9 protein-coding genes are annotated in these 12,809 nt (G+C 72.2%); 6 read left to right on the forward strand and 3 right to left on the reverse strand.

The window, feature by feature from the left end; all coding sequences use genetic code 11:
* Positions 1–50: 50 nt before the first annotated feature.
* Complete coding sequence (locus LNW71_RS03800; RefSeq protein WP_250966920.1) at positions 51–899, forward strand: (2Fe-2S)-binding protein; 849 nt, start codon at positions 51–53, stop codon at positions 897–899.
* A gap of 191 nt (positions 900–1,090) precedes the next feature.
* Positions 1,091–2,176 (forward strand): DUF2637 domain-containing protein, encoded by a 1,086-nt coding sequence (locus LNW71_RS03805; protein WP_250966921.1) that lies wholly within the window; start codon positions 1,091–1,093, stop codon positions 2,174–2,176.
* A gap of 66 nt (positions 2,177–2,242) precedes the next feature.
* Here the strand turns inward: LNW71_RS03805 and LNW71_RS03810 are convergent, their stop codons facing one another.
* Positions 2,243–2,605 (reverse strand): ATP-binding protein, encoded by a 363-nt coding sequence (locus LNW71_RS03810; protein WP_374119506.1) that lies wholly within the window; start codon positions 2,603–2,605, stop codon positions 2,243–2,245.
* A 272-nt stretch (positions 2,606–2,877) separates the two neighbouring features.
* Between LNW71_RS03810 and LNW71_RS03815 the strand changes: the two genes are divergently transcribed.
* The 4 genes from LNW71_RS03815 (at position 2,878) to LNW71_RS03830 (ending at position 9,241) form a co-directional block, all read left to right on the forward strand.
* Positions 2,878–3,270 (forward strand): ribonuclease domain-containing protein, encoded by a 393-nt coding sequence (locus LNW71_RS03815; RefSeq protein WP_250966923.1) that lies wholly within the window; start codon positions 2,878–2,880, stop codon positions 3,268–3,270.
* A 145-nt stretch (positions 3,271–3,415) separates the two neighbouring features.
* Entirely contained in the window at positions 3,416–5,116 is a 1,701-nt protein-coding gene (locus tag LNW71_RS03820) for an immunity 49 family protein (RefSeq protein WP_250966924.1), read from the forward strand.
* 152 nt (positions 5,117–5,268) lie between these two features.
* Positions 5,269–8,382 (forward strand): glycoside hydrolase family 38 C-terminal domain-containing protein, encoded by a 3,114-nt coding sequence (locus LNW71_RS03825; protein WP_250966925.1) that lies wholly within the window; start codon positions 5,269–5,271, stop codon positions 8,380–8,382.
* Positions 8,383–8,638: 256 nt separating this feature from the next.
* Positions 8,639–9,241 (forward strand): ALF repeat-containing protein, encoded by a 603-nt coding sequence (locus tag LNW71_RS03830; RefSeq protein WP_250966926.1) that lies wholly within the window; start codon positions 8,639–8,641, stop codon positions 9,239–9,241.
* Between the two features lie 72 nt (positions 9,242–9,313).
* Here LNW71_RS03830 and LNW71_RS03835 read toward each other — a convergent pair whose 3' ends face one another.
* Positions 9,314–11,056 (reverse strand): pyruvate dehydrogenase, encoded by a 1,743-nt coding sequence (locus LNW71_RS03835; protein ID WP_250966927.1) that lies wholly within the window; start codon positions 11,054–11,056, stop codon positions 9,314–9,316.
* A 121-nt stretch (positions 11,057–11,177) separates the two neighbouring features.
* Positions 11,178–12,320 (reverse strand): protein phosphatase 2C domain-containing protein, encoded by a 1,143-nt coding sequence (locus LNW71_RS03840; protein ID WP_374119333.1) that lies wholly within the window; start codon positions 12,318–12,320, stop codon positions 11,178–11,180.
* Between the last annotated feature and the right edge of the window lie 489 nt (positions 12,321–12,809).

Genomic DNA, 12,809 nt, shown 5'->3' on the forward strand with positions numbered 1-12,809 from the left:
GGGTAAGGTAAGGCTTACCTGCAAACGATCGCGATTCGGTGGTCCCCTGCATGACCCTCCCCACCCTGCTCCCCGCCGAGACGGCCTCGGCCGTGACGGACGCCTACGCGCGTCTGGCCGAGGTCTTCCCCGGGCTGCGCGCCGAAGTACTCACGGACGGCGAGACCGCCCCGGGCGGCGTCGGCTGGGTGGGTGCGCACGAGCTCGCGGCCGGCGGCGGCGCCCTGGACACCTTCCTCGCCTGGGACAACGCCCAGGTGCTTCGGGACTACGGGCAGCAGGCCCGGCCCGACGTGGTCGCCAGCTTCGGCCTCCACCGCTACGCCTGGCCGGCCTGCCTGTTGGTGACGGTGCCGTGGTTCCTGCACCGGCGGGTACCGCGGATCCCGGTTCAGGACGTCTCCTTCCAGCGGGCACTGGGCCATCTGACCCTCCGGGTGAGGGAGTTCGCCTGCCTGCCCGACGATCCCGCGGCCGCGCTGCCGGGCGCCAGGGTGGTGGCCGACGAGGCCGCACTGCGCGCCGAGGTGCTCGCGTCCGTGGCCGAGCACCTCGGACCGGTGCTCGACGGCTTCGGTCCGCGGATGCGGCGCGGCAAGCGGGCCCTGTGGGGCATGGCGACGGACGAGATCGTCGAGGGCCTCTGGTACATCGCCCACCTGCTGGGCGAGGAGCGGCGCGCGATGACCGAGCTGGAGGCCCTGCTGCCGGGCACCACGAAGCCGTACGTGGGCACGGCGGGCTTCCGGGAGCTGACCGGACCCGACGGCGAATCGCTGCCCACCCGGGACCGGGCGAGCTGCTGCCTGTTCTACACGCTGCGGCCCGAGGACACCTGCGTCACCTGCCCGCGTACCTGCGATGCCGACCGGCTGCGGAAGCTGACAGCCACCACCTGATCCACACCGCCCGCAAGGGTGACGTGATTCGAACACAACTGTCCTTCCACTGCTGGGCATTCGACCAGATCACGGTAATTCGACGGCTCTGCCACCCCATTGGCGTTCTCTTGCCCCGAAACCGCCTGGACGTGAGGGAATCTCCGCAACGATTGCGCCCGAAACGCCCTACGCGACGCAAGGGACCGCGCATGAGACTGACCGACATATCGCTTGACTGGCTGCTTCCGGGCGCCGTGCTGCTCGCGGGGGTCATGGCGGCGTGGGCAGTGGTCGCGCGCGGCAAGCGCGCCTCTGACACATCCGCATCCGCGGCCGACGACACCTGGGAACGCAGCGAGGACCGGCGCAGGCGCAAGGAAGCGCTCTACGCAACCGCTTCGTACGTTCTGCTGTTCTGCTGCGCGGCGGTCGCCGCCGCGCTCTCCTTCCACGGACTGGTCGGCTTCGGCCGGCAAAACCTCGGCCTCTCCGACGGCTGGGAGTACCTGGTCCCGTTCGGCCTCGACGGGGCAGCGATGTTCTGCTCCGTACTGGCCGTGCGTGAGGCCAGCCACGGCGACGCGGCACTGGGCTCGCGGCTGCTGGTGTGGACCTTCGCCGGTGCCGCCGCCTGGTTCAACTGGGTGCACGCACCGCGCGGTCTGGACCACGCGGGCGCTCCGCACTTCTTCGCGGGGATGTCGCTCTCGGCGGCGGTGCTCTTCGACCGGGCGCTGAAGCAGACCCGGGTGGCCGCGCTGCGCGAGCAGGGCCTGGTGCCCCGCCCGCTGCCGCAGATCCGCATCGTGCGGTGGCTGCGTGCCCCTCGGGAGACCTTCGGCGCCTGGTCGCTGATGCTGCTCGAAGGCGTACGCACGCTGGACGAAGCGGTGGACGAGGTGCGGGAGGACCGCAGGGAGAACGAGCAGAACCGTCTCCGCAGGAAGGACCAGGAAAAGCTGGACAGGGCGCAGATCAAGGCCCTGAACCGGCAGAACCGGGCCTGGGGACGCGTCGGCCGGGGCAGTGCCCAGGTGGACGTCCAGGCCATCTCCGCCGCGACGGGCTCCGCACAGTCCGTCGCGGAGCCCGCCATATCCGAGCCGGGTCAGCTGCCCCTGCGACCCCGGCCATCCCTGCAAGCCGTCAGCGGCTCGAACTCCAAGAGCAACTCGGAACTGAGCACGACTGATCCGAGAGCGGTCGACCTCACTGCCGAGGACGACACCCAGGCCCTGCCCCGGCTCGACTCGCTGGAGCAGAAGCTGAAGGACCTGGAGCAACAGTTCGGCTGACCCGTACGGGCCGGCCTGCAGGTCACATGGCAACCGATGGGCGGCCCTGACGATCCGACAGGATCGTCAGGGCCGCCCACCGTCCAGCTCGAACCAGACCATCTTGCCCAGCGCCTTCGGGCTCACGCCCCAGGCGTCCGCGAGACTCTCCACCAGGACCAGACCCCTGCCGTGCGTACCGTCGTCGGCGTTCGGTACGTGCGACACGGGCATCCCGGGGACAAAGTCCCGCACCTCCACCCGCAGTCTCTGCGGGGCCACACTCACGGCGACCACCGCGCCGTCATCCGTATGGACCAGCGCATTGGTCACCAGCTCGCTGAGCAGCAGCTCGGCCACCTGCGCGGGCTCCTCCTGCCACCGGTAACGCAGTAATTCCCGCACCGCGCCTCTCACTTCGGCAATGGCCGCCAGATCGGCGCGGCCCAGTCTGCGATGCAGCCGGCCCAGTTCCTGACGCTCCATCGTCTCCCCCGCCCACACAGTGAATCGCCCCCATCTCCTCGTACTTCCTTCACGCAATGCATGCCCCTACCCACGGGCTGTCACGCTTACCGATTCGTCACCGGCCGAGAAACACGGGGTCGGGGGCGGATCCGGCGCCGCCGGATGTCGTCCTACCGCTGTTCCGGTTAACTTCCGAAAAATTCACCTGAGTTGGCGTTGACGGGACCGCATCTACGCGCGTCATCATGGTGGGTATGCGAATCCCCCCACGGATCACCACGCTCGGCGGCGTCGCCGCCCTCCTGTCCGTCCTCTTCGTCGGCGGCCCCGTCACGGCGACCGCGAGCGCCGCCACCGCCTCGGTCGGCAGCATCTGCTACTCCGCCCTCCCCTCCCAGGCCCACGACACCCTCGACCTCATCGACGCGGGCGGCCCCTACCCGTACGACCAGGACGGCGTCGTCTTCCAGAACCGCGAAGGCGTCCTGCCCGGCCAGAGCACCGGCTACTACCACGAGTACACCGTGATCACCCCAGGCTCGCCGACCCGCGGCGCACGCCGGATCGTCACCGGCGAGGAGAGCCAGGAGGACTACTACACCGCCGACCACTACGCGACCTTCGACCTCGTCGACTTCGGCTGCTGAATCCATCCCGGCAAGGTCCGCGCCGCAGTCCCCCACCTGCGGCGCGGACCCGTCGGGCCGTCAGGCCCCGTACGTCCGGACGCGGATCCGCACCCGGACGCCCCGCCATCAGGCCGCCGCGCACCCGGATCGTAGAGTCGCAACGGTGAACAACGACGACACCCTTGACCTGCAGGGCAGCCCCGACCCCGCCCTGCCGATGCTGACCTCCGGCCAGGCGGCACACCTACGGGCACTCGCCGCCCCGTACGCCGAGGACGGTCACACCCACCCGCTGCACCACCTCGCGCAGACGTGCCGCCGGGCGCCGCAGGACAGTTGGCCCGGCCTGGTGGAGGCGCACTTCGCCCGTCTGCGGGAGGCGAGCCGGGGCGGCGAGGACGCCGCGGAACTCCTGCGCGGCGTGCACGCGAGGCTGCTGCCCACCGATTCGCTGACGCCGGAACTCGCCGCCGCACTGAGCTACGCCCGCGTGGTGGCCGAGGGCCTGGTCTTCGCGTACGCCCTCGACGGGCCCACCTCCGTAAGGATCCTCACCGATCCCGACGTGCGGCGCACCGAGCCGGACGCACTGGGACAGGCGGCGTACGCGAACCTGATGCGCGTGCCCGTGCAGCACGAGGAAGTGCCCGTCGAGGGCGGGGCGTTGCTGCACACCGTGTACGGCGACTCGCCGTTCGTCGCGAGCAAGGCACTGTTCCTGTCCGAACTGGCCCGGCAGCTCACCAGGGAGCCGCTGCCGGACGCCGGCGCCCTCGTCGTCGTGCCGACCCGGCATCTGCTGGCCTACCACCCGATCACCGACGGGTCCGTCGCCGATGCCGTCAACGCCCTTGCCGCGTACGCCTTCGGCGCCCACCAGGACGGGCCGGGGTCGCTGTCCCCGCGGGTCTACTGGTGGCACCGGGGCGGCCTGACATCGCTCACGGTCATCGACGAGGACACCCGGACCTTCTCCCTTCAGCCGCCGCCGGAACTGCTCGGCATCATGAAGGGCCTGGTCCGCCTCGGCCGCGCCGGACGGCTCGTCGGCCGCGTCGCGGACAAGGCTCCCGACATCGGCGAACTCACGCACGCCACGGCGGCGTCGATAGCCCGGCTCGCCGAGGAGCCGGCCGGACTCGGCGCCGCCTTCGCGTCGGCCCTCGCACTCGGCCACGCCCGCTGCGCCGTCGACCCCGACGTGGCGGACATCGACACCTGGGACGCGTGGGCCACCGCCGTACAGCTCGGCTCGGCGCTGTTCACCGGTGCGCGGCCGCAGGAGTGCCATCTGGGTGAGGACCTCGTACGGCAGTTGCCCGCCGTCCCCGCCGAACCCCCCGCTGACCCCCGCGCCTGGCTGGACGCCTTCTACCTCGCGGTCGCGTGCCGCCGGCAGGACCTGGTCGACCTGCTCTGCCAGGTGCCGCTGGAGGCGCTTCGCGGGGACGACTCCACCGACGCCTACGTCCTGCACTGGATCGACACGCTGCAGACCCACCGCTCCGGGCGCCCCATGGACGACGTCGTGGAGAAGCTGCTCGCCACCATGCGTACCTCCGCGCCGGAGGCCGTGACCCGCGCGCCGGCGGACTTCGTGAACCGGATCGACTACCAGCCGGTCGCACTCTTCCACCGCCTGATCACCGGCGAGCACGACGCCTTCGCCGAGGCTCTCGGCGAAGCCCTCAAGCTGCACGGCGAGTACTGGGGGGACTCGACGGCGCCGCGCGCCCGGGTGGCGCTCGGACCGCTGGCGATGGCGAGCCTGGCGTTCGATCGCGGATTCCCCCTCGCCCAGGACCAGCCGTACCTGCCGGCGTACCTGCTCAACCGCGCACGAATCGAGACGATGCCCGGCTGAGCGCCCGGGGGCCCGGCCGGGGTCCTGGCCGCGGTCCGGCCCGCCCGTCGCAGCGCCACCCGGGTCCTCATCGGCGGCCGGTGGGGGTGGAGCCGGACCGCCGGGGAAAGCAAGCCCTTGACCACGCGCAGGCGCCGACCCGAGGAGCAGGGATGCACGACGACAGCACACTGGTGGAGGGCCGGCTGGAGCGGGCCCTGCGCCAGTTCATCCGCCCCGCCGAGTACGCGGCGCGCACCCCGCTCACACTGTCGGTCTGGCACGCGCCGGGCGAACCGGTGCCGGTGGCGGAGGCACTCGCCGCACGGTACGAACCGTTCGAGCCCGGCACCGCGTGGGGCAGTCCGTGGTCCACCAGCTGGTTCCGGCTCGACGGAGCCGTGCCGCAGGAGTGGGCCGGCCGCCGGGTCGAGGTGGTGGTCGATCCGGGCTTCTCCGGCCAGGCGCCCGGCTTCCAGGCCGAGGGCATGCTGTACGACCCCGAGGGTGTGCCGCTCAAGGGCGTGCACCCGCGCAACCGCCATCTGACCGTCGGCGCACCCGCCGCCGGCGGCGAGCCGGTCTCCCTGCTCCTGGAGGCCGCGGCCAACCCGGCGGTGCTGGCACACGGCTTCGAGCCGACGCCGCTCGGGGACGTGCTCACGGCGGGCGACGATCCGCTCTACCGGTTCGCGTCCGCCGACCTCGCCGTGCTGGACGAGGAGGTCTGGCACCTGGTCCTGGACATCGAGGTGCTGTCCGAGCTGATGCGGGAGCTGCCCGCCGACCGGTCGCGGCGGCACGAGATCCTGCGGGCGCTGGAGCGGATGCTCGACGCCCTGGATCTGCACGACGTGGCCGGGACCGCGGCGGCCGGACGGGCCGAGCTGACCGAGGCCCTGTCCAGGCCGGCGTCGGCGAGTGCGCACCGGATCTCGGCCGCGGGGCACGCCCACATCGATTCGGCGTGGCTGTGGCCGCTGCGGGAGACGGTGCGCAAGGCCTCGCGCACCTTCGCCAACGTCACCGCGCTCGCCCGGGACTACCCGGAGCTGGTCTTCGCCTGCTCGCAGGCCCAGCAGTACGCCTGGGTCAAGGAGCACCAGCCGCACATCTGGGAGCGGATCGTGCGGGCGGTGGCGGACGGGCAGTGGGAGCCCGTCGGCTCGATGTGGGTGGAGTCCGACGCCAACATGCCCGGCGGTGAGGCGCTGGCCCGGCAGATCGTGCACGGGAAGCGGTTCTTCGAGCAGGAGCTGGGGGTGGAGACCGAGGAGATCTGGCTGCCGGACTCCTTCGGCTACACCGCCGCGTTCCCGCAGCTGGCCCGGCTGGCCGGCATCCGGTGGTTCCTGACCCAGAAGCTGTCGTGGAACCAGACGAACAAGATGCCGCACCACACCTTCTGGTGGGAGGGCATCGACGGCACCAGGGTCTTCACCCACTTCCCGCCCGTCGACACCTACAACGCCCACTTCCATGCCGCCGAACTCGCCCACGCGGAGCGGAACTTCAGGGACAAGGGCAGGGCCACCCGCTCGCTCGTGCCGTTCGGCTGGGGTGACGGGGGCGGTGGCCCGACCCGCGAGATGCTGGAGAAGGCCCGCAGGCTCGCCGACCTGGAGGGCTCGCCCCGGGTCGAGATCGAGAAGCCGTCGGCGTTCTTCACCGCGGCCGAGGAGGAGTACGGGGCTCAGGCGCCGGTCTGGTCGGGCGAGCTGTACCTGGAGCTGCACCGGGCGACGTACACCACCCAGGCGAAGACCAAGCAGGGCAACCGCCGCAGCGAACACCTGCTGCGTGAGGCGGAGTTGTGGGCGACCGCGGCGGCCCTGCGGGCGCCCGGGTACCGGTATCCGTACGAGGCGCTGGACCGGATCTGGAAGACGGTGCTGCTGCACCAGTTCCACGACATCCTGCCGGGCTCGTCGATCGCCTGGGTGCACCGCGAGGCCCGTGACACCTACGAGCGGGTGCGCGAGGAACTGGCGGACCTGGTGGCGGAGGCGGTGGCCGCACTCGGTACGGCACAAGGTCTGGTGGCGCTCAACTCCTCCCCGTACCTGCGGAGTCAGGTGATCGAGCTGGACGCCGAGGCGAGCGCGGTGCTGCCTTCCGGGGCGCATGTGCAGCCGCTCGGCGAGGGACGTACGGCGGTCCTCGCCGAGTCGCCGGGGCTGGGCTCGGGGCTGCTGGACGGCGCCGCGCTCCCGGAGCGGGGCGTCTCGGCCGTGGCCTCGGCGGACGGAGGGACCGTCCTCGACAACGGGCGGCTGCGCGTCGTCGTCGACCGGGACGGGCTGATCAGCTCCGTCCGCGACCTGACGGCGGACCGCGAGGTACTCGCCCCCGGCCACCGGGCCAACCTCCTCCAGTTGCACCCCGACCACCCGAACAACTGGGACGCCTGGGACATCGATCACCACTACCGCCGCTCGCGCACCGACCTCACCGACGCGGAACTGGTCGAGGTGGTGGAGGAGGGGCCGCTCCGTGCGGCCGTGCGCGTGGTGCGTGCGTTCGGCGCGTCCCGGATCGTCCAGGAGATCCGGCTGGCCGCGGGAAGCCGTCAGGTCGACGTGGAGACCGAGGTGGACTGGCAGGAGTCGGAGAAGGTCCTCAAGGCGGCTTTCCCGCTCGACGTGCACGCCGAACGGTCCACGGCCGAGATCCAGTTCGGCCACGTCCACCGCGCGACGCACGACAACACCGGCTGGGAGGCGGCCCGTTTCGAGATCTGCGCCCATCGCTGGCTACGGGTCGCCGAACCGGGATACGGGATCGCACTGCTCAACGACTCGACGTACGGGCACGAGGTGACCAGGACCCCGCACGGGACGGGCCTCGGCACCACCGTACGGCTGACTCTGCTGCGCGCCCCGCACAGCCCCGACCCGGAGACCGACCTCGGCACGCACCGGTTCCGGTACGCGCTGGCACCCGGCGCGGAGATCACCGACGCGGTACGGGAGGGTCTCGCACTCAATCTGCCGTTGCGCGCGGCGGTCGCCCCGGTGGTGCCGTCCCTGGTGGAGACCGGCCATCCGGCCGTCACCGTGGAGTCGGTGAAGCTCGCCGAGGACCGCAGCGGCGAGGTGATCGTCCGGCTGTACGAGTCGGCGGGCGGCCGGGCAGACGCGGCGCTCCGGGTCTCGTTCCCCGTCGTGGCGGCGCGGATCACCGACCTCCTGGAACGGCCGCTGCACGACGCGGCGACCGACGAGCACGGCCTCGTCCTGGCGCTGCGGCCGTTCCAGATCGTGACGCTGCGGCTGACCCCGGCGTGAGCGGACACCCCGCGCCGGGGCGCAAGCTCCGGCCGACGGCCTGGCCCACAACCCCTGGCGGGCGCACGAAGGGCTCGCCTGCCCCGGCACGGTGGAGCCGTGCCACGCATGCTCACGGCAATGTCAAAAGTGCAACAACTGCCGGAACCAGGCAGTGATCGCAGGCGCCGCCACGGGCGATGATTCCGGCACCGGGGGGATGCGCGCCACCACCGGTGCCCCGACCATCACTGCGTTCCGAAGGCAGGCCCACCGTATGAGACTGACCCGTGCCGCTCTGGCCGTCGCGGCCACCGCCCTGACGCCGGCCCTCCTGCTGGCCAACCCGGCCTTCGCCGCCCACGCCGGCCCCTCGTCCACCACCGCCACGTCGGCGACGGGCACGGCCGGCTCCGCCACGCCGGCCGGCGACTTGTCCGAGGACGACCTCCGCATCGCGATCCTTCGCATTCTGGCGGACGAGGACAGCGGCACGCGGGTCACCCGGGAGGCGAACGAGGCCCTCGACGGCACGGTGGAGGACATGCGCACCTTCCTGGAGACCGGCTACCGCCTCGCCCAGGCCGAGGACGACAGCGTCGCCGTCGCCCGCATCCTCGCCGACCCCGACAGCGGCAGACGCGTCACCCAGGAGGTCAACGACCTCCTCGACCACGGCACCCCCGAAGACCTGCGCACCTTCCTCGAAACCGGCTACCGCCTCGCCCAGGCCGAGGACGACAGCGTCGCCGTCGCCCGCATCCTCGCGGACCCTCACATCAGCAGCGCGCTCCGAGCGGCGGCCGAGGACGTCATCGACGGCACACCGGAGGAGCTGCGGTACTTCCTGGAGTACGGCAGGTACGAGGTCGACGCGTAGAGGTTCACCGGATCGGGCCGGGCCTCGCGGGCAGGGAGTCCGCGAGCCCCGGCGCGATCCGGGGGCAACGCCTCAGGGGCGGGGCACGTTACGCAGGTTGGAGCGGGCCATCTGGACCATCCGGCCCACTCCGCCGTCCAGCACGATCTTGCTGGCGGAGAGCGCGAAGCCGGTCACCATGTCCGCGCTGATCTTCGGCGGGATGGACAGCGCGTTGGGGTCGGTGACGACGTCGACGAGGGCCGGCCCCTTGTGCTTGAAGGCGTCCTTGAGGGCGCCTTCGAGCTCCTTGGGCTTCTCCACCCGCACCCCGTACGCGCCCGAGGCGCGCGCGATGGCGGCGAAGTCCGGGTTCTTGTTGGTCGTCCCGAACGAGGGCAGCCCCGCGACGAGCATCTCCAGTTCGACCATGCCGAGCGCGGAGTTGTTGAACAGCACGACCTTCACCGGCAGGTTGTACTGGACCAGCGTCAGGAAGTCCCCCATCAGCATGGTGAATCCGCCGTCCCCGGACATCGAGACGACCTGCCGGCTGCGGTCGGTGAACTGCGCGCCGATGGCCTGCGGCAGCGCGTTGGCCATCGAGCCGTGGCTGAACGAGCCGATCACCCGGCGCTTGCCGTTCGGCGTCAGGTAGCGGGCCGCCCATACGTTGCACATCCCGGTGTCGACCGTGAACACCGCATCGTCGTCAGCGAGTTCGTCCAGCACCGAGGCGACGTACTCGGGATGGATCGGGACGTGCTTCTCGACCTTGCGGGTGTACGCCTTGATCACGCCCTCCAGCGCGTCGGCGTGCTTCTTGAGCATCCGGTCGAGGAACTTGCGGTCGGTCTTCACCTTCACCCGCGGGGTGAGACAGCGGAGCGTCTCGCGGACATCGCCCCAGACCGCCAGATCGAGCTTGGAGCGGCGGCCGAGGCGCTCCGGGCGGACATCGACCTGGACGATCTTCACATCGGTGGGGAGGAAGGCGTTGTACGGGAAGTCCGTGCCGAGCAGGATCAGCAGATCGCACTCGTTGGTGGCCTCGTAGGCGGCGCCGTAGCCCAGCAGGCCACTCATGCCGACGTCGTACGGATTGTCGTACTGGATCCATTCCTTGCCGCGCAGTGCGTGCCCCACGGGTGCCTTCACCCGCTCGGCGAACTCCATGACCTCCGCGTGCGCGCCCGCGGTGCCGCTGCCGCAGAACAGGGTCACCCGTTTGGCCTCGTCGACCATCCGGCAGAGCTTGTCGATCTCGTCGTCGCCCGGCCGCACGGTGGGCCGCGAGGTGACCATGGCGTGCTCGACGGACTTGTCCGGGGCGGGCTGCGAGGCGATGTCACCGGGCATCGAGACGACGCTGACGCCGCCCCGGCCGATCGCGTGCTGGATGGCGGTCTGCAGGAGCCGCGGCATCTGCTGCGGGTTGGAGATCATCTCGTTGTAGTGGCTGCACTCCTGGAAGAGCAGCTCCGGATGGGTCTCCTGGAAGTAGCCGAGGCCGATCTCGCCGGACGGGATGTGCGAGGCGAGCGCGAGCACGGGGGCCATGGAGCGGTGGGCGTCGTAGAGGCCGTTGATGAGGTGCAGATTGCCGGGGCCGCACGACCCGGCGCAGGCCGCCAGCGTGCCGGTGATCTGGGCCTCCGCACCGGCGGCGAACGCGGCCGTCTCCTCGTGCCTGACCTGGATCCACTCGATGTCGGCGTTGCGGCGGATGGCGTCGACGACCGGATTGAGGCTGTCGCCGACGACGCCGTACAGGCGTTTGACGCCCGCCCGGGCGAGGATGTCGACGAACTGCTCCGACACGTTCTGCTTGGCCATGGGTGCGCACTCCCTCTGCCCGTGCTCCGTGCACGTTCCGCTGACGGCGGTCCGTCGTTCCGGGGCTCGCGAGCTCCGGAACGACGGGTATCCGGAATCCATCAACCCATGGCGGGCGCGGTTACGCCTCCCAGACGCCGACCGCCGTCCGGTCGTCGGCGTACCCCTTCACCCTGAGCTGGCTGTCCGCGAGGAACGCCCCCAGGCCCGGTGCCAGGTCTGGGGACCAGCGCTCGGCGAGCTCGTCGGCCAGTGCCGGCTCGCCCCGCAGCGGCTCGGCGAGGCCGGTGCTGCACAGCAGCAGGGTGTCGCCCGGCCGGGCGACCGACGCACGGAAGCGGAACGGCTCGGCGGGAGGCGGGACGGGTTTCTCGATGTACGGCGGCGGGGCCGTGGTGATCGCCAGGTCCATGGTCAGCCGGTCGCCGTCGGGCCCGCTCTCGGGTGACGCGGAGCCGTAACCGACCACGCCCTCTCCGGTGAGGTCGCCGGAGTGCGGGAGCGCCGGTTCGAGGTCCTGCCAGCTGCCGTCCCGCAGCCGGAAGAGCCCGCCGCCGCCGACCCCGAAGAAGACCCGGGTGCGGCAGTCGGGATCGGCGGGCAGCAGGAGGCAGCGCAGGCCGGACGTGTACTGGTCCGGTTCCAGTCCGAGTTCGGCGGCGCGGGCGCGCAGCCTGCCGTAACTGCGGTCGGCGAGCCGGTGCAGGCCGGACTTGAGGTCGCCTCGACGGCCCGCCCTTATGTCCTCGGAGAGCCGGGCATGGCTGCGCCCGACGGCTTCGGCGATCCAGCGGCACGCGTCGGCGGCAGCCGCGGGGTGCACGCCCTCGGTGGCGCGCGCCCCGCCGGCCACGGCGACCAGGACGACGGCGCTCTCGGCCGTGCCGAAGCGCACGGTGAGCAGCGCGTCGCGCCGGGGCTCGCCCCGGAACCGGGCGGAGTCGCCCCGCACGGACGCGGCTCGCAGGGTGTACGTCCCGTAGCCGGCGCCGTCGAGCACGGTGTCGGAGACGACGGCGTGGATCTCGCGCGGGTCGGCGGCGGGCAGCGCGGTGGGCTCGGCGTCGTACGTGGGCGGCCTGGCGCCGACGTGGGCGACGGCCGGGCGGGGCCCCGTCGGGGCGGGGGCCGGTGCGGCCGGGATCTGTGCGTCGGGCCGCTCGCCGGTGCTCTGCTCATCGGCCGTCCGCTCGACAGCCGGCCGCCTCGGCGGCGCGGGGACGGGCGGTGCGGAGGGCGGCGGCGCGGCGGGCGGCCGGGACACGGAGGACGGCGCCTCCGCGGCGGACGGCTCCTGCGCGTCCTGGCCCGGCGCCCTGCTTCGGGCGACGCGCGGATCGGCGGGCGGCGGCGGGAGTGGTGGAGCTGACGGGGCAGGGCCAGGGGCGGGGCGGGGGCGGACGCAGGGGCGGGCGGTGGGACCGGAGCTACCGCCGCCTCCGGGGCCGGGGCCGGTGCGGGCGGTGGGACCGGTGCGGGCGGCGGGGCCGCGAAGGTGCGGGGTCCTGGCGGGCCCGCCGGGGCCTCCCAGGGAGCGGGCGGCCCGGACGGGGCCTCCCAGGGAGCGCGTACGGGTTCCTGGGGCGGTGACGGCCATGAAGATGAAGGCGATGGCGGCGGTGGGGGAACTGACGGGGTGGGAACCGGCGGGGCCTGTGCCGACCGGCCGGACTCCGGCGGCGCCACCCGTGGCTCCGGCACCGACGCGGCGGCCTCGTAAGGCTCTCGGCCACCGGGCCCCACGGCACCCGAC

This window comes from Streptomyces sp. RKAG290, assembly GCF_023701695.1.
Lineage (GTDB): Bacteria > Actinomycetota > Actinomycetes > Streptomycetales > Streptomycetaceae > Streptomyces.